Origin of the sequence: uncultured Sphingomonas sp., assembly GCF_913774285.1 — a bacterium.
Lineage (GTDB): Bacteria > Pseudomonadota > Alphaproteobacteria > Sphingomonadales > Sphingomonadaceae > Sphingomonas.
In genome coordinates this window covers 85,157-110,045 of record NZ_CAJYHX010000015.1, presented here as the reverse complement: position 1 = coordinate 110,045, position 24,889 = coordinate 85,157, and the positions used below count along the sequence as shown (strand labels likewise).

At 68.6% G+C, this 24,889-nt stretch carries 21 protein-coding genes and 1 pseudogene; 7 read left to right on the top strand and 15 right to left on the bottom strand.

All coding sequences use genetic code 11. The annotated features are described in order from the left end of the window. The 4 genes and pseudogenes from QZ670_RS06900 to QZ670_RS06885 all read right to left on the bottom strand — a co-directional run. A pseudogene (locus QZ670_RS06900) lies at positions 1-582 on the bottom strand (F0F1 ATP synthase subunit alpha); the annotation flags it as partial. 11 nt (positions 583-593) lie between these two features. Beyond that, positions 594-1,148, bottom strand: a complete 555-nt coding sequence (locus tag QZ670_RS06895; protein ID WP_294253298.1) for a F0F1 ATP synthase subunit delta — start codon at positions 1,146-1,148, stop codon at positions 594-596. A 235-nt stretch (positions 1,149-1,383) separates the two neighbouring features. Next, entirely contained in the window at positions 1,384-2,103 is a 720-nt protein-coding gene (locus QZ670_RS06890) for a PEPxxWA-CTERM sorting domain-containing protein (RefSeq protein WP_294253296.1), read from the bottom strand. A gap of 290 nt (positions 2,104-2,393) precedes the next feature. Further along, positions 2,394-3,893, bottom strand: a complete 1,500-nt coding sequence (locus QZ670_RS06885; protein ID WP_294253294.1) for a DEAD/DEAH box helicase — start codon at positions 3,891-3,893, stop codon at positions 2,394-2,396. Between the two features lie 295 nt (positions 3,894-4,188). On the opposite strand from QZ670_RS06885, the gene QZ670_RS06880 reads away from it, so the two are divergent. Continuing rightward, positions 4,189-4,566 (top strand): PilZ domain-containing protein, encoded by a 378-nt coding sequence (locus QZ670_RS06880; RefSeq protein ID WP_294253292.1) that lies wholly within the window; start codon positions 4,189-4,191, stop codon positions 4,564-4,566. Positions 4,567-4,584: 18 nt separating this feature from the next. On the opposite strand, the gene QZ670_RS06875 is transcribed toward QZ670_RS06880, so the two are convergent. From QZ670_RS06875 to QZ670_RS06865, 3 genes are all read right to left on the bottom strand, one after another. Beyond that, positions 4,585-5,280 (bottom strand): DUF1349 domain-containing protein, encoded by a 696-nt coding sequence (locus QZ670_RS06875; RefSeq protein WP_294253290.1) that lies wholly within the window; start codon positions 5,278-5,280, stop codon positions 4,585-4,587. Between the two features lie 87 nt (positions 5,281-5,367). Then, positions 5,368-7,002: a glycoside hydrolase family 43 protein gene (locus QZ670_RS06870; RefSeq protein ID WP_294253288.1), complete on the bottom strand. Its 1,635-nt coding sequence runs from the start codon at positions 7,000-7,002 to the stop codon at positions 5,368-5,370. Further along, entirely contained in the window at positions 6,999-8,249 is a 1,251-nt protein-coding gene (locus tag QZ670_RS06865; RefSeq protein WP_294253286.1) for an MFS transporter, read from the bottom strand. Before QZ670_RS06865 ends, QZ670_RS06870 begins: the two co-directional genes overlap by 4 nt. A 138-nt stretch (positions 8,250-8,387) precedes the next feature. Here QZ670_RS06865 and ada point away from each other — a divergent pair, with 138 nt between their 5' ends. After that, on the top strand, positions 8,388-9,431 hold the full coding sequence (gene ada, locus QZ670_RS06860) for a bifunctional DNA-binding transcriptional regulator/O6-methylguanine-DNA methyltransferase Ada (RefSeq protein WP_294253283.1): 1,044 nt from the start codon (positions 8,388-8,390) through the stop codon (positions 9,429-9,431). Between the two features lies 1 nt (position 9,432). Here the strand turns inward: ada and QZ670_RS06855 are convergent, their stop codons facing one another. From QZ670_RS06855 to QZ670_RS06845, 3 genes are all read right to left on the bottom strand, one after another. Further along, complete coding sequence (locus QZ670_RS06855) at positions 9,433-10,983, bottom strand: serine protease (RefSeq protein ID WP_294253281.1); 1,551 nt, start codon at positions 10,981-10,983, stop codon at positions 9,433-9,435. Between the two features lie 56 nt (positions 10,984-11,039). Continuing rightward, positions 11,040-12,587 (bottom strand): hypothetical protein, encoded by a 1,548-nt coding sequence (locus QZ670_RS06850; RefSeq protein WP_294253280.1) that lies wholly within the window; start codon positions 12,585-12,587, stop codon positions 11,040-11,042. A 71-nt stretch (positions 12,588-12,658) separates the two neighbouring features. Then, positions 12,659-14,824: a primosomal protein N' gene (locus QZ670_RS06845; protein ID WP_294253278.1), complete on the bottom strand. Its 2,166-nt coding sequence runs from the start codon at positions 14,822-14,824 to the stop codon at positions 12,659-12,661. 77 nt (positions 14,825-14,901) lie between these two features. On the opposite strand from QZ670_RS06845, the gene QZ670_RS06840 reads away from it, so the two are divergent. The 4 genes from QZ670_RS06840 (at position 14,902) to QZ670_RS06825 (ending at position 17,569) form a co-directional block, all read left to right on the top strand. After that, a complete protein-coding gene (locus tag QZ670_RS06840; protein ID WP_294253276.1) occupies positions 14,902-15,354 on the top strand; it encodes a hypothetical protein in 453 nt (150 codons plus the stop codon). 62 nt (positions 15,355-15,416) lie between these two features. Beyond that, complete coding sequence (locus QZ670_RS06835; RefSeq protein WP_294253274.1) at positions 15,417-15,833, top strand: hypothetical protein; 417 nt, start codon at positions 15,417-15,419, stop codon at positions 15,831-15,833. A gap of 33 nt (positions 15,834-15,866) precedes the next feature. Next, complete coding sequence (gene fsa, locus QZ670_RS06830; RefSeq protein ID WP_294253272.1) at positions 15,867-16,520, top strand: fructose-6-phosphate aldolase; 654 nt, start codon at positions 15,867-15,869, stop codon at positions 16,518-16,520. Positions 16,521-16,675: 155 nt separating this feature from the next. Next, entirely contained in the window at positions 16,676-17,569 is an 894-nt protein-coding gene (locus tag QZ670_RS06825; RefSeq protein ID WP_294253271.1) for a tyrosine recombinase XerC, read from the top strand. A 58-nt stretch (positions 17,570-17,627) separates the two neighbouring features. Here the strand turns inward: QZ670_RS06825 and QZ670_RS06820 are convergent, their stop codons facing one another. The 5 genes from QZ670_RS06820 to QZ670_RS06800 form a co-directional block, all read right to left on the bottom strand. Continuing rightward, a complete protein-coding gene (locus tag QZ670_RS06820) occupies positions 17,628-19,490 on the bottom strand; it encodes a glycoside hydrolase family 2 TIM barrel-domain containing protein (RefSeq protein ID WP_294253267.1) in 1,863 nt (620 codons plus the stop codon). A gap of 79 nt (positions 19,491-19,569) precedes the next feature. Further along, positions 19,570-20,682: a cell division protein ZapE gene (zapE, locus tag QZ670_RS06815; RefSeq protein ID WP_294253265.1), complete on the bottom strand. Its 1,113-nt coding sequence runs from the start codon at positions 20,680-20,682 to the stop codon at positions 19,570-19,572. Positions 20,683-20,766: 84 nt separating this feature from the next. After that, positions 20,767-21,549: a succinate dehydrogenase iron-sulfur subunit gene (locus tag QZ670_RS06810; RefSeq protein ID WP_294253263.1), complete on the bottom strand. Its 783-nt coding sequence runs from the start codon at positions 21,547-21,549 to the stop codon at positions 20,767-20,769. A gap of 100 nt (positions 21,550-21,649) precedes the next feature. Continuing rightward, on the bottom strand, positions 21,650-22,225 hold the full coding sequence (locus QZ670_RS06805) for an ATP-dependent Clp protease proteolytic subunit (protein WP_294253262.1): 576 nt from the start codon (positions 22,223-22,225) through the stop codon (positions 21,650-21,652). A gap of 173 nt (positions 22,226-22,398) precedes the next feature. Further along, positions 22,399-23,373, bottom strand: coding sequence for a C13 family peptidase (locus QZ670_RS06800; RefSeq protein WP_294253260.1), 975 nt, complete (start codon positions 23,371-23,373; stop codon positions 22,399-22,401). A 116-nt stretch (positions 23,374-23,489) separates the two neighbouring features. Between QZ670_RS06800 and QZ670_RS06795 the strand changes: the two genes are divergently transcribed. After that, positions 23,490-24,875: a sorbosone dehydrogenase family protein gene (locus QZ670_RS06795; protein ID WP_294253258.1), complete on the top strand. Its 1,386-nt coding sequence runs from the start codon at positions 23,490-23,492 to the stop codon at positions 24,873-24,875. Positions 24,876-24,889: the final 14 nt, after the last annotated feature.

Here is a 24,889-nt window from a genome sequence, read left to right as displayed (position 1 = left end):
GTCCGAACCGGCGTTGACCGCCTTCTGGTTGATGAAGGTGTCGATGGCGACGGCAGTCTTGCCGGTCTGGCGGTCACCGATGATCAGCTCGCGCTGGCCACGGCCCACGGGCACCAGGGCGTCGATCGCCTTGAGGCCGGTCTGCACCGGTTCGTGCACCGACTTGCGCGGGATGATGCCCGGCGCCTTGACTTCGACGCGGCGGCGCTCGGTGTACTCGATCGGACCCTTGCCGTCGATCGGGTTGCCCAGGGCGTCGACCACGCGGCCCAGCAGGCCCTTGCCGATTGGCACGTCCACGATCGTGCCGGTGCGCTTGACGGTGTCGCCTTCCTTGATCTCGGCGTCCGAGCCGAAGATCACGACGCCGACATTGTCGGCCTCGAGGTTGAGCGCCATGCCCTGCACGCCGTTGGCGAATTCGACCATCTCGCCGGCCTGGACATTGTCCAGCCCGTGGATGCGCGCGATGCCGTCGCCGACGGACAGCACCTGGCCGATTTCCGAAACCTGCGCTTCGGTGCCGAAATTGGCGATCTGGTCCTTGATGACCTTCGAGATTTCTGCGGCGCGGATATCCATCTTCTTAGCCTTCAGCCTTTCATCGCGTGCGCGAGGGAGTTCAGTCGGGTCTTGATCGACGAATCGATCATCTGGCTGCCGATCTTCACGACCAGGCCGCCGAGCAGCGAGGGGTCCACCGACAGGTCGACCGAGACCTCGCGGCCGATACGGGTGCGGAGCTGCTGCTTGAGCGCATCCACCTGTTCGGCATCGAGCGGGTGCGCCGAGGTCACTTCCGCGGTCGTCTCGCCGCGGTGGCGGGTGGCCAGCGCGCGGAAGGTGCGGATGATCGCCGGCAGCTGTGCCAGACGGCGGTTCTCGGCAAGCACGCCGAGGAACTTGGTCGTCGTCGCATCCAGGCCCATCGCGCCCGCCGCAGCGGCCACGGCCTTGCCGGCGGCCTGGCGGCCGATCAGCGGGCTGGTGGTCAGCGCCTTGAACTCGGGCGATTCGTCGAGCGCCGCCCGCACGGTCGCAAGGCTGGCTTCGACGGCCTCGATGGCCTTGGCGTCACGTGCCAGCTCGAACAGCGCGGTTGCGTAGCGTCCGCTTAGGCTGGCCTGAATACCGCCGGAATTCTCCACGCGATTCGTTTCCTCTCGGAGGGTCGGAAGTGACCCCATGCACAAAAGGGGGGCGACGCAAACTGCGCCCCCGATGGGTTGCCGGGCTGCTAGCATCGCGCTTGGCCGTATGCAACCCGAGTCGCCGAAACGTCACACGCTGGTTTCATGTTTGGGTTTCGACGTGTCTGGAAGCGCCCAAGAAAAAGGGCAGGCGATGCGCTCGCCTGCCCCGAAATCATGGGATTAGCGAGCGTCAGGCGACTCGCAGCGCCGCCGCGCGCTTGCGCCGGAACATGCCGCCGACCAGCGCGAAGCCGCCGATCATCGTCGCCCAGCTGGAGGGTTCGGGAACCGCGCTCAGGAACACCTGGCTCTGCTGGTCCTTGGAGAAGAGCAGCTGCAGCTTGTGCCCCGCGATCGCGGTCCAGCCGCCGGTGGTGATCTGGGTGAGATAGCTGTTGGCCAGCGCGCGGGCATCGTCGCTGTTGCCGCCGACGGTGTAGAATTGGCCGCTGGTGGTGTCGTAGCTGCCGCTATGCTCCTCGAGGATCTCCCACACCGCGAGCTGGGTAGCGGCGGAGATGGTCTTGCGCGCGAGCAGGTCGCTGGTGTTGCCGCGCAGGACCTGCGAGTTGGTGAGCAGGGTGAGCAGCTGCTGCTGGCGGGTGACGTCGCCGAGCACGGCGGAAATGCCGGTGCGCTCGAAGCTGCCGGTGCCGATCGCGGTGAAGGCGTCAGCGCAATAGGTGAGGAACTCGACCGTCTTGCCGTTCTCGGTGCCGGTGAAGCGGAAGCGGCTCATGCCCGGCCAGTTGCCGACGAAACCGGTGGGGGTGTAGATCATCTGGTCGGCGGCGAGATAGCCGGGATCGTCGTCATAGTCGGTGATCACCACCGTGGCATGGGCGGCTGCCGGCACCACCGCGCCGAGCGCCAGGGCTGCGGCCATCAGGGCATTGCGCATCGTCTTCATGTTCCCACCTGTTGTGGGGACGAGCGCTAGCGGGCGCGCGGGGGGCGGGGCTAGCTTATTGAAATTGGTGAATGACCGGCTTTGGCACAGCCGTGCCGGAGTGGGACGGATACCCAAATTCCTCCCCGGTACGGGGAGGGGGACCATTTGCGCGAGCAAATGGTGGAGGGGCCGCCGCGGCACGCGGCGGTGCCCCCGGCCTCAAAACGCGAAAGACCGCGCCTTTCGGCGCGGCCCCTCCACCATGCTGCGCATGGTCCCCCTCCCCGTGCCGGGGAGGAGTTTAGGTGTCAGCGCGCGCGGCCCTGACCGCCGCCGCCCTGGCCGCGATTGCCGCCGGGGCGACCCTGGCCGCTGCCGGCCGGACGCGCGTTGAACTTGCGCTTGGGCGCACCCGGACCGCGACCGGCACCGGCGCCCGCACCGGCATGGCCGGCACCTTCGGCGCGACGCGGCTGCTCACCGCGCGGACCCTCGGCCCGGCGCTGCTCGCCACCCCGCGGCGCATCGCCACGCGGGCCACCACGACCACCGCGCGCCGGCTGGCCGTCGCCACGACGCCCCGAGGCATGCTGCATCGCGCGGCCGTTGCGGCCGTTCTGCTCGTCGCGGCTCGCCGGCATCGGCGAGCGGGTCGCCTTGATCTTGTCGGCCTCGGCCATGAAGTTCTCCGGCAGCGGCTGCACGGTGAGCTTCTGGCGGGTCAGCCGCTCGATGTCCTTCAGATACGGACGCTCGTCATCGGCGCAGTAGCTGATCGCGATGCCGTCGGCGCCGGCGCGCGCGGTGCGGCCGATGCGGTGGACATATTGCTCCGGCACGTTGGGCAGCTCGAAGTTGAACACATGGCTGACGCCCGACACGTCGATGCCGCGCGCGGCGATGTCGGTCGCCACCATCAGCTTGACCTTGCCCGAGCGGAACTCGCCCAGCGCCCGCTCGCGCTGCGGCTGGCTCTTGTTGCCGTGGATCGCGTTGGCGGCGATGCCGTTGCCGGCGAGCAGCCGCACGACGCGGTCGGCGCCATGCTTGGTGCGGGTGAAGATCAGCGCGCGGTCGATCTCGAGGCTGCGCAGCTGCATCGTCAGCAGCGCCTGCTTCTCGGTCTGGTTCACATAGGTGACGAACTGCTCGACGCGCTCCGCCGTGGTGGCGACCGGGGTCACCTTCACTTCCACCGGGTTGTGGATGAACTGGCTGGCCAGCTCGCGGATCGACTTGGGCATGGTCGCCGAGAAGAACAGCGACTGGCGCTTGGCCGGCAGCTCCTTCACGATGCGGCGCAGCGCATGGATGAAGCCGAGGTCGAGCATCTGGTCGGCCTCGTCGAGCACCAGGATCTCGATGCCCAGCAGGATCATGTAGCACTGGTCGAGCAGGTCGACGAGGCGGCCCGGCGTCGCGACGAGGATGTCGACGCCGCGCGCCAGATCGGTCTTGTTCTTGTGGACCGAGGTGCCGCCGAACACGGTGGCGATGCGCAGGCCGGTGCCGCTGGCGTAGTGCTTGGCATTGTCGGCGATCTGCGCGGCGAGCTCGCGGGTCGGCGCGAGGACGAGCATGCGGCAGCCGCGCGGCTGGGCGCGCTTGCCGCTGGCGACGAGGCGGTCGATCGACGGGAGCATGAACGCGGCGGTCTTGCCGGTGCCGGTCTGGGCGATGCCGAGCAGGTCGCGGCCTTCGAGCAGCGCGGGGATCGACTGCGCCTGGATCGGCGTAGCCTCGTTATAGCCCTTCGCCGCAAGCGCAGCGAGGACGGTCTCGGAAAGGCCGAGGTCTTTGAACAACATGGGAATACCTTACGAATAGATGCCGGCGCACGCGCATCTTCGAAAGGCGCGGGCGTAGGCGGGGTCAACAAGTGACGCCCCGCGTGATTTGGGAAGCCGGTAAGAACGAGGCAGAGCCGAGCGGCGCTTTTTCCCTTCCGGGCCTGCGCCGCCGATCACGCTGCAAATAAATGCCTCGTCGTGATGGCGCATATGGCAGCGATGCTGCGCCGCGTCAAGAAGCGTGGCGGCGTTGGTCAGGCGTTAACCCCGTTTGCGGTAGAAGCCCGGGTCTGGGGCAAGGGAACAGGCACGAGTGCTCGTCGCGCGACTGGAAGTTTGGGGAAGCATGGACGCGCGCGGCGCGGTGCGCTTCCTGGTGAATCGGGAAACCACCGTGCGCGGCATGGACGGCCGCCCGTTCGACGCGGTGGTCGAGAATTTCTCGCGCACCGGCTTCCTGTTCAACGCCGATGTGGCGCTGCCCGAGGGGACGCTGATCTGGATCGGCATGTCCGGCGCCGGCGCGCGCGAGGCGCGGGTGGTGTGGCGCGAGGACACCCGCCACGGCTGCGAATTCCTGATGCCGCTCAGCCAGCGTGACCTGCAGCATGCGTTCCGCAGCCGGGAGCGGATGGTGGAGGATCTGGAGGCGCGGCTGCGGCGGGCGAGCATGTTGCGTGAGGGGGAGTAGGGCGAACCGCCCCCTGCCTTATTCCCCCAAGCGGAAGTCCCGCACGCTCGCCGGGGTGAACGAAAGCCCGCTGAACGCGGCCTCCGTTCCGGTTCCTGTCGGTGACTGGGCACTCAGCCCCAGCTGCAGCGCGGCAGGATAGTCGTTCCGGAACACCCGAACGAGCTGCCAGGTCTTGCCGTCGATGGAGTAATAGAAACCGATCGACTTGGTGTCCGAGGAGAGCTTCAGGAATGCCGATGGCGCGCCGACCGCGTCATGATTGTTGTCGTCAGACGTGCCGTTGGTGCGGACCGTCACGATACGGGCGAGACCACGCTCATCACGTTCCAGCGCCATCTTCAGCCAGTGCTTGTCGTCGACCCAGACATAGGCGGCAGCGGCATCATAGGTGCTCGCCAGCTTCGGCGCGACCCGAACCACGAAGGTGAACGGCTTGGTGTTGTCGATCCGCGTGAGCACGACCGGCGCGTTGCCATAGATCGTGGTCCCGTCGACCTCGTTGAAGAAATCGGTCTTCGGTCCCGCAGCGATCGTCAGCTTGCCGTTATCGAGTCGGGCCTGCTCGATGCCACCGTTCAGCGCACCGTCGAAGCGCAGTCCGCCGAACGACAGCGCCGCTGCAGCCCCGCGTTGCTCCTGCGCCATGCTTGCACCGGCGAACGCAGCCACCATTACGATCGTGGATGCGAGCAGCAGTTTTCCGGTGCGCATGATACTCCTCTCTGGCAGTTCTTTTGGGGAAGCTTCACCCCGAAACGAACGGAAGGCAATATCGATCGTACGCCGGTTTTGCCCGCCTCAGCCCGCCGTCGAATCCACCACATACTCTCGCTCGCGATACGCGAACCAGTCGAAGTCCGCCGGGGTGCCCGTGCCGCCCATGTCCTGGCAGGCCATGCCGATGAACGCGCCTGTGAAGTTGGGCAGGCCGGGGGCGCTCGCCTCGTCGGAGAGGATCGAGGCATCGAACAGCTCGGGGAGCCAGTGCCAGGCCTCCGCCCCCGCCATCCGCCAGCCGAAGCGCAGCCGCTCGTAATCCATTTCGCAGCGCAGCTCGATCGGCCCCGCCGGCAGCGGGATCGGCGCGGTGAAGGCGTCGCCCTGGGGGGCGTCGGGCAGCGCTGTCATCACGCGGAGGTGGCGGCCCACGTCCTCGTCATGGCTGACATGCAGGTAGTGGAACTTGGTGCCGTTATAATAGGCGACCAGCCCCGCCGCCTGCTGGAAGTCCTGCGGTTCGAAGTCGAGCACGCAAGTCGTCGAGGTGCAGAAGGCCTGGAGCCGCCGCGCGACCAGCGCCTGGGTGAAGACGCTGCCGATCGTCTCGCGCCCGAACAGGCGGAGATGGCCGGGCCTGGCGGTGAGGCTGAAGATCTGGTCGGGCTCGGGGGTGCGCAGCCATTGCAGGTCGATCGGCAGCGTGGCCGAGTCGAAGTCGTGCCGCTCCTCGGTCTGCCGCCCCGGCGAGAGGGTGTTGCTGAGCGCGGGCACCTCCAGCTCGGGCAGGCCGCGGCCGTCGCGGGTGTAGAGCCAGCCATCCTCGGCCCAGCGCATCGGCTGGATCGCGGTCTCGCGGCCGAGCACGCAGCGGCCGCGATTCGGCAGCGGGCGCCCACACAGATAGGCGAGCCAGGGCTCCCCGTCCGCCGTGTGGACCAGATCGGCATGGCCCGCGCGTGCCAGCACCGCGTCGGGGCGGGTGCGGCTGGAGAGGATATAGGTGTCCGGATGCAGCTCGTACGGCCCGGTGATCGCCCGCGAGCGCGCCATGGTGACGGCATGGTTCCAGCCGGTGCCGCCCTCGGCGGTGAGCAGATAGTAGAAGTCGCCGCGGCGATAGAGGTGCGGCGCCTCGGTCAGCCCCAGCGCGGTGCCCGGGAAGATGTTGGTGCGCGTGCCGACCAGCTTCTCCGACGCCGGATCATATTCCTGCAGCACGATCCCGGCGAAGCGGTTGCGGCCCGGGCGATGGTCCCAGAGCTGGTTGACCACCCATTTGCGGCCGTCCTCGTCATGGAACATCGAGGGGTCGAACCCGCTCGAATTGAGGTGGATCGGATCGGACCACTCCCCGTCGATCGTCTCGCAGGTGACGAGGTAATTGTGGAAGTCGCGCAGCGACGCGCCCGAGGCGCCGCCCATGGTCGTGCGGCCGTAGCGCTTCACATCGGTGTAGAGCAGGTGGAAGCGGGCGCCGTCATGGGTGAGGCACGGTGCCCACACGCCGCAGCTGTCCGGATCGCCGCGCATGTCGAGCTGCGACGCGCGCACCAGCGGCCGGGCGACCAGCGTCCAGTTGGCGAGGTCGCGGCTGTGGTGGATCTGCACGCCGGGGAACCACTCGAAGGTCGAGGTCGCGATGTAATAGTCGTCGCCGACGCGGCAGATCGACGGATCGGGGTTGAAGCCGGGAAGGATCGGATTGCGGATCATCGGGGCGCCTTGACGAGGGTCCAGAGAAGAAGGGCGGCGACGAGGTCGAGCAGCCCGAGGGCGATGAAGAAGGGGCCATAGCCGAGCGAGGCGACCAGCCCGCCGATCAGCAGCGAGAAAATGAGGATGCTGCTGTTGGCGAAGGTGCCCGCCAAGCCGGCGACGGTGCCGAGCTCGTTGCGCGGGAAGAGGTCGCTGGCCATGGTGATGACGGTGACCGAGAGGGTCTGGTGCGCGAAGCCACCGAGGCAGAGGAGGGCTACCGCCAGCCAGGCGCTCTCGACGCTGGCGACGAACACCATGCCGGTCATCAGCAGCGCGCCGAAGGTGAAGGTCCAGCGCCGCGCGTTGATCAGGCTGATCCCGCGCCGCTGGAGGAACAGCGCGAGGGCGGGGCCGAACATGCAGCCCAGATCGGCGGCGATGAAGGGCAGGAAGGCGGAAACCGCGATCTCGCCCAGGTTGAAGCCGCGCACCTTCACTAGATAGAGCGGCATCCAGAAGGTCAGCGTCCCCCAGGTCGGGTCGGCGAGGAAGCGCGGCAGGGCGATGCCCCAGAAGTTGCGCTGGGCGAGCAGGCGCAGCGGCGAGGGGCGCTCGCCGCGTTCCTGGATATGCGCTTCCTGGCCGCTGAGGATCAGGTCGCGCTCTTGGCTCGAGATGCTCGGATGGGTCTGCGGGGTGCGATAGTTGAGCAGCCACAGCAGCGCCCAGAGCAGCGCCAGCACCCCGGTGACGACGAAGGCCGCGCGCCAGTTCCACAAGGCGATCGATCCCGCGACCAGCGGCGCCGCCAGCGCCGCACCGGCCGAGGCGCCGAGATTGTAGATGCCGCCGGCAAAGCCGCGCTCGCGCGCCGGGAACCACTCGGAGACGACCTTGAGGCCACCGGTGTGCGAGGTGCCTTCGGCAAAGCCCAGCATCCCGCGCAGCGCGAACAGCCATTGCCAGCTGAAGGCCAGGCCGTGCGCCATGCTCAGCAGGCCCCAGCCGGCGGCGAACAGCGCCATGCCCGAGCGCAGGCCGACCACGTCGAGGATATAGCCCACCACCGGCTGCAGCATGATGCCGCCCTGGAAGGCTGCGGTGATGTAGGAATATTGCTGCTCGTCGATGTGGAGATCGACCATGAAGCTCGGCGCCGCGACCGCCAGCGTGCTCCGCGTCAGATAGTTGAGCATCGTGCCCAGCATGACGATGCCGATGATCCACCAGCGCAGCGCGCCCGTGCGGTGCCAGAAGGACATGCACTCTCCAAACTTCCGCGCCGACACGCGTGTTAACGTTAACGTTGCCAGCAAAGCGCGCCGACTGCAAGAGCCGGGGCGGCTTTGCGCGCAAGCGGCGGGATGCCGCAACTACGCCAATGGGCGTATAGCGATGGCATGACCTATGCTGCTGCCCTGCACGATGCCCGCTGGAACGCCTTCGCCGCGCGCGACCGGGCGCAGGACGGCCGCTTCGTCGTCGCGGTGACCACCACCGGTATCTACTGCAAGCCGAGCTGCCCGGCGCGGCGGCCGCGGCCGGAGAATGTCCGCTTCTTCGATGCCGGCGCGGACGCGGCGGCGGCGGGGTTCCGCGCGTGCCTTCGCTGCAAGCCGGACGAGGCGGCGCGGGATGCGACAGCGGTTGCGCGCGCCACGGCGCTGCTCGATGCGGCGGAGGAGATGATCGGGCTCGAGGCGCTGGCCGCGGCAGTCGGCTATGCGCCGCACCATTTCAACCGGCTGTTCAAGCGCGCGACCGGCGTGACCCCCGCCGCCTATGCCCGCGGCCTGCGCGCCCGCCGGGCGGCGGCGGCACTCGACGAGGAGGACAGCGTGACCCGGGCAATCTATGCCGCCGGCTATTCGGCCCCCAGCCGCTTCTACGCTGAGGCGGGGGCGCGGCTCGGCATGGTGCCGAGCGCATGGCGTGCCGGCGGGGCGGGGGTGACGATCCGCTGGACGCTGGCGGAGACCAGCCTCGGGCCCCTGCTCATCGCCGCGACGGACAAGGGCCTGTGCCGCATCGCCTTCGACGAGGATGCGGAGATGCTCGCCCGCCGCTTCCCTGCGGCGACGGTGGTGCCCGGCGATGCCGACTTCGCCGCGCTCGCGGCGCACGTGGTGGCGCTGGTTGAGGATCCCAATCGCCAGCGCGACCTGCCGCTCGACGTGCAGGGCACCGCCTTCCAGGAGGCGGTGTGGCAGGCACTCCGCACGATCCCGCCGGGCGAGACGCGGAGCTATGCCGAACTCGCGGCGATGGCGGGCAATCCCGGCGCGGTGCGCGCGGCGGGCACGGCGTGCGGCGCCAACCCGGTCGCGCTCGCCATCCCCTGCCACCGCGCCCAACGCGGCGACGGCAGTATGGGCGGCTATGCCTATGGGCTGGAGCGGAAGCGGGTGCTGCGGGCGCGGGAAGGCGTGAGGGAGCGGAAGTAGCTCACTCCGCCCCGTCGGGCGCGCAGTGATAGACCAGCTTCTCGTTATACGCCGGCGGCAGCGTGGCGCGCATCAGCTGCTGGAGGCTGGCGAGGCTCGCGCGCTTGGCCTGGTCGGCGGTGCACTGGTTCACCGGGACGGTCGGCTTGACGTCGCGCACCTTCTGCATGTCCGCGGCCGACAGGAAATAGCGCGTGTCCGTGAGCGTACCGCTGTCCGGATCGAACTCGCGCACCGTCACCGTCTGCTCGTCGGCGGGAACGAGCACGCGCTGCCAGCGGCGGCCGGATTCGGCGTATTGCGTGCCCCCGTCGAAGCAGCCGTCGAGCCCGACATTCAGCTTCACCGCTTCGCCCGGCGAGACGGTGATCCGGCTGCGATCGGGCTGGAGCGTGCAGACCAGCGGACCCTCCGCGGCACCCGCCGGGAGTTTCGCCTCGGCGGTCTGGTTGTCCTCGGGCGGGGCGGCGATGCTCGCCTCGTCGAAGCTCGGGCGCAGCACGAACAGCGCGACCGCGCCGAGCAGCAGCGCACCGCCGCCCACCGCGGTCCAGATGCCCGGGCGCTGCCGGTCGCGCGAGAGCAGCAGGCCCGCCGCGCCCAGCGCCAGTGCGCCGAACACCAGCAGCACCGCGGCACCCGCCATATAGGTTTCGCGGGCGGACTCATTCGCTGCGCGCGCTTTGTCGATCGCGGCTTCGCGGGCGCGCGCCGCGGCCGATTCGGCCTGCGCGTTGCGGTTGGCGATGTCGGCGCGGTCCTTCTCCTCGGCCGCCTTGTCGAGCGCGTTGCGCTGCTCGACGCTGATGCACGGAGCGGCGATCGAGACGAAGGGCTGCTTGGCCTGGGTGAGGAAGGCAGTCAGCTCGGGATAGGAGATGGCGAACGCAAAGGTCGAATCGCCCTCCTCGCTGTTGGTGATCGCCGAGTTGACCCCCAGCACCCGCCCGCACGCATCGAGCAGCGGCCCGCCCGAATTGCCGCGGGCGATGCTGGCGGTGTGGAGCAGCACCGAAATGCCCTCCAGCGTCCGCGTGCCGGCAAAGCCGCCCTGCGAGCGCACCGGCGATTGCGGGGTGATGAAGTCCGCCGCCGAGCGCGCCGTCGCGATGTCGACATTGCCTGGATAGCCGAGCGCGATCAGCGTTTCGCCGTCGGTCACCGCGCCGCTGGACAGCGCCAGCGTTGGCAGCTTGGCGCCGCTGAACTCGATCAGCGCCAGGTCGCGCTTGGTGTCGATCGCGATCAGCTTGCCCTGGAAGGACTTGCTGCCCTCGGACGGCACCACGCCGATCACGACGTTGCCGGGATAGCGCGAGGCAAGCTCGACGACATGCGCGTTGGTGACGACACGGTTGGGCGCCACCGCGAAGCCACTGCCATGGCCGAAGCCGACCACCTCGTCGTCTGCGACCGCGATGGTGACGATCCGCACCACCCCGCGCCCCGCCGCGGAGATGTCGTCGGCACGCGCCGGCACACTCCAGGCGAGCAGCATCGCCACCAGCATGATCACCTGCCGCATGCGCGGAAACGCCCCGGTTCTAGCCATGGCCCGCGCTTTCGGCGAAAAGCGGCGCCGGTTCAAGCGCAGCGGCGCCATGGTTGTTATTTCGCGGGCGCGGGCGCGGGCGCGGTCGCTGGTGCAGGCGCAGAAGCCGATGCTGCGCCGGCCTTCATCTGCGCATCGATCGTGTCGATCATCTTGGATGCGGCTGTGCCGATGCCCGAGGCGTGTGGATCATAGGTAAGCACCAGCAGCATTGCCCGCGCCGTGGCCAGCTTCTTCTCGCCTATCAGCATGTCGGCGGCCTGCATCCGCAAGCCGCGATCCTGCGGCGCGAGTTCATAGGCGTGCATCAGGCCGTCGCGCGCGATCTCGGGCGGCCATTGGCGGCGCTCGGCATAGCTGCGGAAGAACAGGATCAGCGGCCGCGGATCCTCGGTATCGAGCCGGTTGGCACGCCCGATGGTGCGACGAATCTCGGCCCAAGTTTCCGGCTTCTCGTCCTTCGCGGCTTCGGCGATCGCCATCTGCGCCATCGCGCGGTAGCAATGCGCCTCAACCAGCTTCGGGTCCGCCGCGATGGCGCGATCGGCGGCGGCGAGCGCGGCGGCATGGTCGCCCGCGTCATAGGCGGCCTCGGCCAGCGCGCGCTGGACCTCGGGATCGTCAGGGAAGCGCGCCGCGATCTTCTTGGCGTCGGCATAGACGGCGGGGGCGGTCTTCTCGTCCACCCCCGCGTCGGAGCGGATGCGTACCGGCATGATCGCGGCTTCGCCCGGCCGCAGCAGGCGCAGCGTTACGGGCGGGATGGCGAGGTTTTCCGCCCGGACGCGAAAGCCGCTGATTTTAGGCTGCTGGAGGAAGCGCTCCAATTCCTTGTTCAGCGCGCGGAGGTCGCCGAACGCGGCGACGGCCGCCGCCTCGGGAGATTTCCGTTCCTTGGTGATCGCGTCGAGATAGGCGCTCAACTGGCCTTTGCGGCTCGGCTCGAAGGTCAGGTAATGGACCAGCGCCCAGCCGCGCCCGTACAGCGCGTCGCGCTGATCCGCCCGCAGCTTGCCCGCCGCCCCCGCCAGGATCTGCTGGATCGGCAGCGGATTGCCGGTGAGCAGACCATAGGCGCGATACATAGGTGCGCCGCCGAACTGCATGCTGCCGTCGCGATCGAAGCTGGCGGTGGCGTGGAACTCCGCCCAGCCTTCGGACACCCAGGACGGGAAGGCCGCGTCCGGCCAAGTGGTGAACATGAAATGATGGGCATATTCATGCTGCAGCACCTGCTGCGAACCGAGCGCGAGCGGTCCGTCGCCGGACAGGTCGCCCGGCACGAACGCCACCGAGGCACCGGCGCGCGGAATGTAGAAGCCCGCGACGTCCGCGCTGCCGGCAAGGGCTGCGACGCGGTCTTCGCTGCTGACGAAATAGACCGTCACCCGCCCGGCCTTGCCAAGCGAGGATTCCGGGATGCCGCGCGACAGGCGCAGCGCCTTGTCGAACTTCTCCAGCCGTTCGGCATTGCGGCGCAGCGCCGCTTCGGAGGCGTTGGCATAGACGATGAAATGTGCGGTTTCGGCTACGCGCCAATCGGCGCATGCCGGGCCCGCGATGAAGCTCGCCAGAGCCGACGCCAGCAAAACCAACCACTTCATGCCCGTTCCCCATCGTCCCCAGGGTGCCACGATATCGCGCGCGGGGGCGATGGCAAATCGAATCGGCGCGCTCAGACAAAGCTGTAGGGGTCCACGTCGACCGCGACGCGCACCCGGGCGCTCCAGCTCAGCCCACCCAGCCAGTCGCGGATCACGTCCTGCACGTCGAAGCTGCGCTTGGCGTGGACGAGCAGGCGGAAGCGATGCCGCCCGCGCAGCATTGCCAGCGGCGCAGGCGCGGGGCCGTAGACGTGCATCTCGGCCAGCTCGGGCGCCGAGCGGCCGATCATCCGCGCGGTTTCCTCCGCCGAGGCCTTGTCCTCCGAGGACACGATGATCGCGGCATAGCGGCCGAAGGGCGGGGCATCGGCTTCGCGTCGCGCTTCGGTCTCGGCGGCGTAGAAGGCCTCGGCATCGCCCGAGATCAGCGCCTGCATCACCTGTGCCTCGGGGGCGTGGGTTTGGATGAACACCGTGCCCGGCTTCTCGCCGCGGCCGGCGCGGCCTGAGACCTGCATGATCTGCTGGAAGGTGCGCTCGGACGCACGCAGGTCGCCCCCGTCGAGCCCGAGATCGGCATCGACCACGCCGACCAGCGTCAGGTTGGGGAAGTGATAACCCTTCGTAACGAGCTGGGTCCCGACGACGATGTCGATCGCGCCATGCTCCATCCGCGAGACGAACTCGGCTGCCTTGGCGGGGGACCAGAGCGTATCCGAGGTGACGATCGCCGTGCGGGCATCCGGCCACAGCGCCGCCACTTCGTCGGCAATCCGCTCAACGCCGGGGCCGCAGGCGACCAAGGTGTCGTCGGACTTGCACTCGGGGCACATGCTTGGCGTCGGCATGGTGTGGCCGCAATGGTGGCAGGACAGGCGGTGGAGCAGCCGGTGCTCGACCATCCATGCCGTGCAGTTCGGGCACTGGAAGCGGTGGCCGCAATGCCGGCACAGCGTCAGCGGCGCATAGCCGCGCCGGTTGAGGAACAGCAGCGACTGCTCGCCGCGCTTCAACGTCTCCTCGATCGCCGCCACCAGCCGCGGGGCCAGCCAGCGGCCGCGCTCCGGCGGCTCGCGGATCAGGTCGATGGCCTCGATCTTGGGCAGCTGCGCCGCACCATAGCGCCCGGGCAGCTTGAGCTCGGCATAGCGGCCGACCTCCACCTGGTGCCGCGTCTCGATCGCCGGGGTGGCGGAGGCGAGGACCACCGGGCAGCGCTCGAACATGCCGCGCATCACCGCCACGTCGCGCGCGTGGTAGTGCACGCCGTCTTCCTGCTTGAAGCTGGTCTCATGCGCCTCGTCGACCACGATCAGGCCGAGCTTCGGATAGGGCAGGAACAGCGCCGAGCGCGCGCCCACCGTCACCAGCGCCTCGCCGCTCGCGATCGCACGCCAGGCACGACGGCGCTCGGAGCTGCGCAGGCCCGAGTGCCACGCCACCGGCTCGCAGCCGAAGCGGCCGGCGAAGCGGGTAAGGAACGGTTCGGTCAGCGCGATTTCGGGGAGCAGCACCAGGGTCTGCTTGCCGGCCGCGATCGCCTCGGCGACGGCTTCGAAATAGACTTCGGTCTTGCCCGAACCGGTGACGCCGTCGAGCAGGAAGGGCTGGAAAGCGGCGGTTTCCACGGCGGTGCGCAGTCCGCCCGCCACGGCTGCCTGGGCGGGATTGAGCGCGGGCGGGGCGAAGGCCGGGTCGGGGAGCGGGTAGGGGGCCTGGGTGTCAACCGTAACCGCCTCGATCGCACCGGTCTTGACCAGCCCGCGAATGACGGCGTCAGAGACCTCGGCGATGGCGGCAAGTTCGCGCACCAGCCCCTGCCGCTCGCCGATCCGCTCCAGCGCCTGCGCGCGCTGCGGAGTCAGGCGATCGGGGACCTGCCCGGTCGCGCGATATTCGGTGATCGTCGGCGCTGCCTCGAACGCCGCCGAGGTGCGCAGGGTCATCGCCAGCACCGAAGAGGGCGGGGCGAGATAATAGTCCGCGGTCCACTCGATCAGCCGCCGGACAGGCGCGGGGATCGGGGGCGCGTCGGCAACGGCGAGGATGGCGCGAAGCCGATTGTCGCCGATCTCCTCGGTGGGCAGCCGTTCGGGTTCCCAAACGACGCCTGCGAACTGGCGCGGGCCGATCGGCACGATGACGATGCTGCCGGGCTCCACCGTCATGCCGTGCGGCACGCGATAGTCGAGCGGCCCCAGAGCCGGATGGAGGACGAGAATGCGCGCGCGGGACATGATCGGCCCCTCATATGGGCATTTTCGGCGGAACGGGAATCCCGTATCGCCGGTTCGTCGTCTGAGGAGACCCGCCGATGCTGTTGCTCGCCCTGCTGCTTGCCCAGACTGCGCCCGCCCAGGCGACCACCGCGTGCAAGGCGCCCGACGCCAGCCTGCCGACGACGCTTGCCGGCTGGAGCACGCCGGGCGACGAGCTGGTGGCCGACAAGGCGGTGTCGCTGGCGACGGTCGACGCGTCGACGCTCAAGGGCCTGCCCAAGGGCGCCAAGCCGGGGCGCGCCGCGATGATCGAGTTCCGCATCGCCAAGGCCGGCACCTATGGCATCGCGCTCGACCAGCCGGGCTGGGTCGATGTTGCGCCGGGGGCGGCGGGCGGCGAGGCGCTCACGTCGGTGGCGCATGGGCATGGGCCGGACTGCTCGACGATCCGCAAGATCGTGCGGTTCGAGCTGGCGCCGGGCACGTACCTCGCGTTCGCCAGCGGTCTGCAGCAGGCCAAGGCCAAGCTGATGCTGGTGCCGAACTGAATCGGCTTGTTCTGCGTTCGGAACGAATATAGAACAGCGACTCGCTGAACAGGGAGTCGGCGATGCTGATACAGATAGCTGGACTGGCCATGGCGGTGCCGCAGTGCACCGAGCTTCCGCGATCCTTGTCGGGCTGGGAACGTAGCGCCGACGGGCTCGATACCCGCCACGCGACGACGATTGCCGCGAAGAACGGCGCGGCGGAAACGCAGGTGACGATCCGCAAGGCCGGCACCTTCGGCATCGCCGCGGACCAACCCGGCTGGATCGACGTGGCCAAGGGCAGCGGCCGCCCGCTGCGCATGGCCTCGCGCGCGCCGGGTATCATGTGCGCAAAGATCGAAAAGATCGTGTACTACAAGCTCGAACCCGGCACCTACCGCGTCACCATCGGCAAGCTGCAGAAGCCGCAGGTGAAGCTGATGCTGGTCTATGGCAATCGGTCGCAGGGATTTGCCCGGCGGGGCCGGGTCGGCTAGGCGGGCGGCAACGCTCCACTGGAAGGTTCTGCCATGAAGTTCTTCGCCGACACCGCCATCATCGACGACATCCGCGACCTGGCCGATGCCGGGCTGCTGGACGGCGTCACCACCAACCCGTCGCTGATTGCCAAGTCGGGCCGCAACTTCCTCGAAGTGGTGGCGGAGATCTGCGAGATCGTCGACGGCCCAGTCTCGGCCGAGGTCGTCGCGCTCGATTTCGAGGGCATGATGCGCGAGGCGGAAATCGTGCGGAAGATCGCCGACAATGTCGCGGTCAAGCTGCCGCTGACGATCGACGGGCTCAAGGCATGCAAGGCGCTGACCGACGACGGCACGATGGTTAACGTGACGCTCTGCTTTTCGGCCAACCAGGCGCTGCTCGCGGCCAAGGCGGGTGCGACCTTCATCTCGCCCTTCGTCGGCCGCCACGACGATATCGGCTTCGACGGCATGGACCTGATCGAAGACATCCGCCTGATCTACGACAATTATGATTTCGGCACCGAGATCCTGGTCGCCAGCGTCCGTCACCCGATCCATGTGCTGCAGGCCGCCAAGATCGGGGCCGACGTGATGACCGCGCCGCCGGCGGTGATCAAGCAACTGGTCAAGCACCCGCTGACCGACAAGGGCATCGAATCGTTCATGGCCGATTGGGCCAAGACCGGCCAGACGATCGGCTGAGGCTGGGGTGAAGCGCACATTCCCCTCCCGCTTGCGGGAGGGGTTAGGGGAGGGACTGACGTGGAGCCTGCAGCACGTCCGGGGAAGTTCAGCCCCTCCCCCGTCCCCTCCCGCAAGCGGGAGGGGTGCGCAGGGGGCGAGCCCTGGGCACGGCCATGACCGACCTCCCCCTTCCGCGCCGCTTCGCTGAGCATCTCGGCCGCGACCGGCGGCGATCGGCGCACACGATCCGCGCCTATGAGGCGACGGCGATCCGGCTGCTGGGCTTTCTGCAGGGGCATTGGGGCGGCCCCGTCGCGCAGGAAGCGCTCGCCAAGGTCGGCGCTGCCGATCTCCGCGCCTATCTCGCCCATCGCCGCAATGAAGGCCTGTCCAACGCCTCCGCCGCGCGCGAGCTTTCCGCGGTCCGCGCCTTTCTGAAATTCGCCGGCGGCGACGATGCCCAGCTCCCCCGCCTGCGCGGACCCAAGGTGAAGAAGGGCCTGCCCCGCCCGATCGCGCCGCACGAAGCCGTCGCGCTCGCCGAATGGGCGTCGGACGAGGCGAGCGAACCCTGGATCGCCGCGCGCGACTGGGCCGTGCTGCTGCTGCTCTACGGCGCGGGCCTGCGCATCGGCGAGGCGGTGGCGCTGACCGGCGCGGCCTTGCCGCTCGGCGCGACGCTGCGCGTCACCGGCAAGCGCGACAAGACCCGGGACGTGCCGCTGCTACCCGAGGTCCGCGCCGCGATCGAAGCCTATGTCGAGGCATGTCCGTGGGGCACCGCGCGCGACCTGCCGCTGTTCCGCGGTGCCAAAGGCGGGCCGCTGCCGCCGGGGGCGATCCGCAAGGCGGTGCGCTCGGCGCGGACCAGCCTGGGGCTGTCCGATCGCACCACGCCGCATGCGCTGCGCCACAGTTTCGCGACGCACCTGCTGGGGCGAGGCGCGGACTTGCGCGCGCTGCAGGAACTGCTCGGCCATGCGAGCCTCAGTTCGACCCAGGTCTATACCGGGGTCGATGCGGCGCATCTGCTCGACGTCTACCGCGCCGCGCACCCGCGCGCCTGATCGCGGGAAGGTTGAGGGTCAGGCTGGGGCAGGTCCTGCCCGCCCCAGCCCGAATCGCCTAGCGCTTGGCCGAGTCGGCCGCCGCGCGCTTGGCATAGTCGCCGGCGAGCACGTCGAAGGCGAGCTTGTGCTGGCCGGTCTCGGAGATCAGCCCCTTGCGGTTCCAGCCCTGCTGATAGATCGGGTGCTGGCGCCGCGGCGAGCGGAAGTCCTTGAGGATCCAGGGGCTCATCCCGCGCAGGAACGGCACCTTGGCGGCCATGGCGAGCGTCGCCCGGTAATAGTCCGCCTGATATTCCTCGCTGTACTTGTGCGGGCTGGCGACCGGATCGTGATAGCCGGCGCGCGCATCCGCCCCAAATTCGGAGAAGATCAGCGGCTTGTTCGCGGGCCCGCGCCATTCCTGGCTGGCGAGATCTTCCAGCGCATCGTCGGTGTACCAGCCATTGTACGTGTTGATCGCCATGACATCGAGATCGGCGGCGAGCGGATCGTCGATCTTCATGATCTTGTTGCCCTCGCGGCCGCTCAGCAGCGCGGCGGTGACCAGGCGGCTGGGATCGAGGCTGCGGACATCGCCGATCATCGTGCGCAGGAAGGCGTTGCGCGCATCGTTGGTCGGCGTTTCGTTGGCGACGCTCCACAGCACGATCGCTGCGCGGTTGCGGTCGCGGTGGATGTTCTCTGACAGGATGCGGCGGGCGTCGGCCAGCGTATCCGGGTTGTTCCAGTTGACCAGCCAGTAGAGCGGGATCTCGCTCCACACGAGCAGGCCCATCTCGTCGGCGAGGCGGGTGGTCAGCTCGCTGTGCGGATAATGGGCGAGCCGCACGAAATTGCCGTGCAGGCCGTATTTGATCTCGCTGAGCAGCGCGCGCGCGGCGGCGGGCGTCATCGCGCGCACCGGGTTTGCGCCCAGTTCTTCCTCGTGCATCGAGATGCCGCGCAGGAAGATCGGCTTGCCGTTGAGCAGGATATCGGTGCCCTTCACCGCGATGGTGCGGAAGCCCATCCGGTCGGCGAAGTGATCGGCGCCGGCATCGATGGCGATGTCGTAGAGCTTGGGGTTCTCGGGCGACCAGCGGACGAGATTGCGCGGCACCGGCAGCGTCGCTTCCCACTTGCCTTCGCCATCGGTCTTGCCGTCGAGCGTCGCGCCGAGCGTCGGGATGCGGAACTTGACGGCGGTGTTGCCCGCCTTCGGCCCTTCGAGCTTCACCGAAACCGCGATGTGGCTGCCGTCCGGCGTCAGGCGGACAAAGGCGTCGTCGACATAGGTGTCGGGCACGGTGACGAGCGTGATGCTGCGGGTGATGCCGCCATAGGTCTCCCAGTCGGTCACCGGAGGCGGCACGTCGTTGGCGGTGCGCACCGAATCGACGCCGATGGTGATCTGGTTGCGGCCCGGTCGCAGCAGCTTGGTCACCTCGAAGGCGAAGGGGGTGTAGCCGCCGCGATGCTCGCCCAGCGGCTTGCCGTTGAGATAGACATAGGAGCGATATTCGGCCGCGCCGATGCGCAGGAACACGCGGGTCCCGGGCTTGGGTGCGGTCGCCGGGAATTCGCGCTGGTACCACACCAGACCCTGATACAACCGCATCTCGGGCGAATGGCCGATCCACGAGCCGGGCAGGCTGACCACCGGCGATAGCTGCATGTCTTGTTCGAAGAAGGTGCGTGGCTTGGCCTGCATGACGTCGGCGGCGATCACGTCGGCGGCGCGGTTGGTGCGCGCGTTCGGGGGTTCGCCGTGGAAGCCCGCGAGGCCGTCGCGATACGGGTCGATCGACCAGTGCCACGGGCCGTCGAGGCTCTGCTGCTGGCGCAGATCCGCCGCGACGAGCACGGGCTGCGCCCAGGCCGAGGATATTCCGAGAACCGCGAGCCCCATGGCCGCGAGCAGGCGCAAAGGCCGCATCATTGTCTCCCTGTTCCTCCGGGAAATCCCGGAGCCCTAGGGCATTTTAGAAGCGCGGAGTTGGACTTACAACGTGGTCTGATCAATCTGCTCCATGGCCCTTGGCGAGATAGTCGTCCGATTGCATCTCGAGCAGGCGGGACACGGTGCGCTCGAACTCGAAGCGGCCGTCGCCGCTTTCGTAGAGATGCTCGGGCACCGCATCCGCAGCGGCGAGCAGCTTGACCTTGTGCTCGTAGAGCGCGTCGACCAGCGTGACGAAGCGCGCCGCCTCGTTGCGGTTCTCCGGCCCCAGCTTGGGGATGCCGACCAGGATCACGGTGTGGAAACGCCGGGCGATGGCGAGATAGTCGGGCGCGCCGCGCGCCTCGCCGCACAGCCGCTTGAACGAGAAGACCGCGACGCCCTTTACGCATTTGGGCACGTGGATCTGCCGCCCGCCGGGGATCGGCACCTCGCAGGTGGGCACGCGGGTACGGTCCTCGACCGGATAGTCGGTGAGGCGGAAAAAGGCGGCGGAGAGGGTCGCGGTCGCCTCGGGCCCGTTGGGCACCAGCCAGGTATCGACGCTGCCGAGCCGGTCGCGCCGGTAGTCAACCGGGCCGTTGAGCGCGAGCACGTCCATTCGCTCGCCGATCAGGTCGATGAAGGGCAGGAACAGCTGGCGGTTGAGCCCGTCCTTGTAGAGGTCCCTGGGCGGGCGGTTCGAGGTTGCGACCACGGTAAGCCCATGCGCCATCATCGCGGTAAACAGCCGCGAGAGGATCATCGCGTCGGGCGGATTGTTCACCACCAATTCGTCGAAGGCGAGCAGCCGCGTGTCGCTGGCCAGTGCATCGGCGACCGCGACCACCGGATCGGCGGTATCCTTCTGCCGCTCGACGTTGAGCCGCTCGTGCACTTCGAGCATGAACTCGTGGAAATGGACGCGGCGCTTGCGGCGGATGTCGAGGCTGTCGAAGAACAGGTCCATCAGCATCGACTTGCCGCGGCCGACATCGCCCCACAGGTACAGCCCGCGCGGCACCGCCGGCTTGCGGCCGGTGAGCTTCCACAGCACGCTACCCTTGCGCGGCGCGGCCTGCAGTTCCTCGGCCAACGCGCCCAGGCGGGCGGCAGCGGCTTCCTGCTCGCGATCGGGGCGAAGCTCGCCGGCGGAGACGAGGGCGCGGTAACGATCGAGAACGCGGGTCATGGGGCAGGTCTACCAACGAAAACGAGCTGCCGGGCCGGAGGGCCAGGCAGCTCGGTGTCTCTCAAAATCGTGAAGAAAGCGCGTTCAGAGCACGCGCTCGGCGGCCATCTTCTTCACTTCGGCGATCGCCTTGGCCGGGTTCAGGCCCTTGGGGCAGGCGTTCGCGCAGTTCATAATCGTGTGGCAGCGATACAGGCGGAACGGATCCTCGAGCTGGTCGAGCCGCTCGCCGGTCATCTCGTCGCGCGAGTCGGCCAGCCAGCGATAGGCCTGGAGCAGGATCGCCGGCCCCAGGAACTTGTCGCTGTTCCACCAATAGCTCGGGCACGAGGTGGAGCAGCAGGCGCACAGGATGCACTCGTACAGGCCGTCGAGCTTTTCGCGGTCCTGCGGGGTCTGCAGCCGCTCCTTGCCCGAAGGCGTGGTGGTGACGGTTTGCAGCCACGGCTTGATCGAGGCGTACTGCGCGTAGAAGTGCGTGAAATCGGGGACCAGGTCCTTGATCACGTCCATGTGCGGCAGCGGGGTGATCTGCACCTCGCCCTTGATGTCCTCGATCGCGGTGGTGCAGGCGAGGCCGTTCTTGCCGCCGATGTTCATCGAGCAGGAGCCGCAAATGCCTTCGCGGCACGAGCGGCGGAAGGTCAGCGACGAATCCTGCTCGCCCTTGATCTTGATCAGCGCGTCGAGAACCATCGGGCCGCAATCGTCGAGGTCCACCTCGAACGTGTCGTAGCGGGGATTCTCGCCCGAATCCGGATCGTAGCGATAGATCTTGAACTTCTTCACCCGGATGGCTTCGGGGCTCGCCTTGTGCTCCTGGCCCTTGGTGATACGGCTGTTCTTGGGCAGGCGGAATTCGGCCATTCCTGAAACTTCCTCTTTCGCTTCGGCGCGACGCGTCGGTTTTGCGGCGCGGGCTATGCCTTTCGCGGGCGCAGCGCAAGTGTCCTTTGGACTACGGCCCTCAGATGACGTCCAGCACCAGCCCCAGATCGCGAGCCTCTTCGGCCTCGATATACCAGTTATAGGGCGCGCGGCGGCGCAGCTCCTCGAAATCGACGCGCGAGCCGGCGACCAGCGCGCGGAAGCCCTCTTCCTCGATCGCGATCGAATGCTCGATCTCGTTCAGTTTGGCCTTGAGGATCGCCGGCAGCATGCGCAGCGGGCCGGACAGGTCGATGCTGGAATGCATCTGCCGCTCGTGCAGCATCAGCCGGGTGCCGCCGGTGAGGAAGCGCTTGTCGACCGGGAAACCGGACATGAAGGTGGCGCCCGCCGAATAGACCGCGACCTTGCCGAGGAACAGCAGCTCGCGGCCCGTGGCTTCGCGGAGCAGACGGAGCTCGTCGGCCATGAGCCGGGCGACCTCGGGATCACCGCCGAGCGTGGAAAGCGTGACCACCAGTGGGCCTTCGCTGGGCGCGCCGAGCAGTTGGTCGCGGAAATGCTGGTACATCGCGTCGTCCACCGTGCCCTGCAGCCGCACATGCGGGGTGGCGAGCAGCGGGTAGCGCTGGAGCGGGCTCTCGGAATCGGACATGCACGGCCAACCGGCGAGGCGCGGGGGAGTTCCGCTCCTGCTAAATACCCCTCCCGCTTGCGGGAGGGGCTAGGGGAGGGTGTGTCGTGGAGGCTCTTTCTGGAACGGCATCGCCCGCTAGCCTTACTCACCCTCCCCCATCCCCTCCCGCAAGCGGGAAGGGGGGACAAGGTTCAAGGCTTCAGCGCATCCGTCGCCGGCGCGCCGACCGGCGCCGTGGCCGTCTGTGGCATCCGCGCCTCCAGCGGCGCGAGCCAGACCCCTACGCCGTCGCCGATCGTCACCTGCGGCATGGACGGATCGAGCCGCCCCGCGCGTTCCCAGCCGATGATCGTCTTGCGCGCCTCCGAAGCCGCCTCCGCGAGCGGCTGGGGCTTGCGCAGGGCGTGGTTGACCAGCGCGTCGCCGAAGAAGGTCCAGTCATTCTCCGCCCGGCACCCGAACGAAGATCGGGTGGCGGAGGCGGCGGTGAGGATGGCGGTGGTATCGCTTAGCAGCCGCTTGACGAAGGCGCCCGAATAGCAGGCGGAAATCAGCAGCAGCCGATTGCGGAAGCCGAGTCCGTCGAGCAGTTCCGCGAGCCGCTTCGGCGGCAGCACGCCGAACCCCTGGTCGCCATCGTGATAGGCGATGCCGGCGTCGGGCGCGCCATGCGCGGTGACGTAGAGGACCAGCACGTCCTGGTTGCGGTCCATCAGTTCGGCCACGCGGGCGAGCGCCAAGCTCAGCGCGGTAAGGCTGCCAGCGGGGAGGGTAGGGCCGCCGCGCCCGTCCGGGCCGGCCAGCACCAGCGTCCGTCCCTCCGCATCATAGCGGCTGGCGAGCACGCGGCCGCTCTCGCGCGCCTCGCGGGAGAACACCGGATCGCTGTCGAGCGCGACGCTCAGCACATAGGCGTCGACCACGCCCTTGCGCTCGGGCTGAAGCGCGGCGAGCGCCGCGCCCAGCCGCCGCTGCTCCGCCAGCATAGCCTGGGGATCGCGCCCGCGCTGCAGTTCGGGGCCGCTCTCGAGCCCGTCGATGCCGTCGTCGCCGGAGACGAGCCCCGGCCATTCGGTGCGATGCTCGGGCGGCTGTTGCTGCGCCGAGGCGGGAGCGACGCCGCAAAAGGCCAGCACCACGGCAGACGCACGCAACCAGAACCGCATTCGGGCCGATCCCCCGGAACAGGTGAGCCGACACTCTTGCCCGGCGCAAGGCGAAGTCAAGCGCGACCCGCAGAATCGCATTGGATTCGCGCGCGCCGACCCCTATCGCTGGGACCATGCTCAAGCGCCTCCTGATCGCCCTCGCCATCCTGATCGTCGCCGGCGGTGCCGCCTGGTACTGGCTCAGCCGCCCGGACATCGCCACGCTGCCCGAAATCGCCGTCACCGGCCGCGCGCCGGAAATCAGCGAACCCCGCTACCAGAACATCCCCACGGTGGGCGTCGCGAAGGCGGTCGGCTGGCCGGCGGGCGCCACGCCGAAGGCGGCGCCGGGCCTCAAGGTGCAGGCCTTTGCCGACAAGCTGGATCACCCGCGCTGGCTGTACCAGCTGCCCAATGGCGACATTCTGGTGGCGGAGAGCAACTCGCCGCCGCGCGACAAGGGCGGCATCACCGGTTGGGTGATGGGAATCCTCATGAACAAGGCGGGCGCGGGCGGCGCTTCGGCCAACCGCATCACCCTGCTGCGCGACAGTGATGGCGACGGCGTGGCGGATCTGCGCACCGTGTTCCTCACCGGGCTCAACTCGCCGAGCGGAATGACGCTGGCGAACGGCGCGCTCTACGTCGCCAATACCGATTCGCTGGTTCGCTATCCCTATCTGGAGGGGCAGACCAAGATCACGGCCAAGCCCGAAAAGATCCTGTCGCTGCCCGGCGGCGGCAATCACTGGGCGCGCAACGTGGTGGCCTCGCTCGACGGCAAGAGCCTGTATGTGAGCATCGGTTCGGCCTCGAACATCGCGGAGGACGGGCTGGAGGCCGAGGGCCCGATCTACAGCGCCGACAGTCCTGCGCAGATGGCAGCCGCGGCCGCGCAGCCGACCAACCGCGCGGTGATCCTGGAGGTCGATCCCGCGCGCAAGACCAGCCGCATCTTCGCTTGGGGCATCCGCAACGCCAACGGCATGGCGTTCGAGCCAAAGACTCAGGCGCTATGGGCGGTGGTGAACGAGCGCGACATGCTCGGCTCCGACATGCCGCCGGACTATATGAGCCGGGTCGATATGGGCGGCTTCTTCGGGTGGCCCTGGCAATATTGGGGGGGCTATGAGGACAAGCGGGTCGAGCCGGGCCGGCCGGACCTGCGCGAATATGTCCGCCGCCCCGACTTCGCGCTCGGCGCGCACACCGCGCCGCTGGGCCTGACCTTTGCCGACGGCGCGCGGCTGGGCGGGGCCTATGCGAACGGCGCGTTCGTCGGCCTGCACGGCTCGTGGAACCGCCAGCCGCCCTCGGGCTACAAGGTCGTGTTCGTGCCGTTCGGCGACAACGGCTTCCCGGCCAAGGGCGCCAAGCTGCAGGACGTGCTGACCGGCTTCCTCAACGCCAAGGGCGAGGCGCAGGGCCGGCCGGTGGCGGTGATCACCGGCGCGGGCGGGGCGCTGCTCGTGGCGGACGATGTCGGCAACACGATCTGGCGGGTGAGCGCGGCGCGCTGACCCGCAGCGGGCGC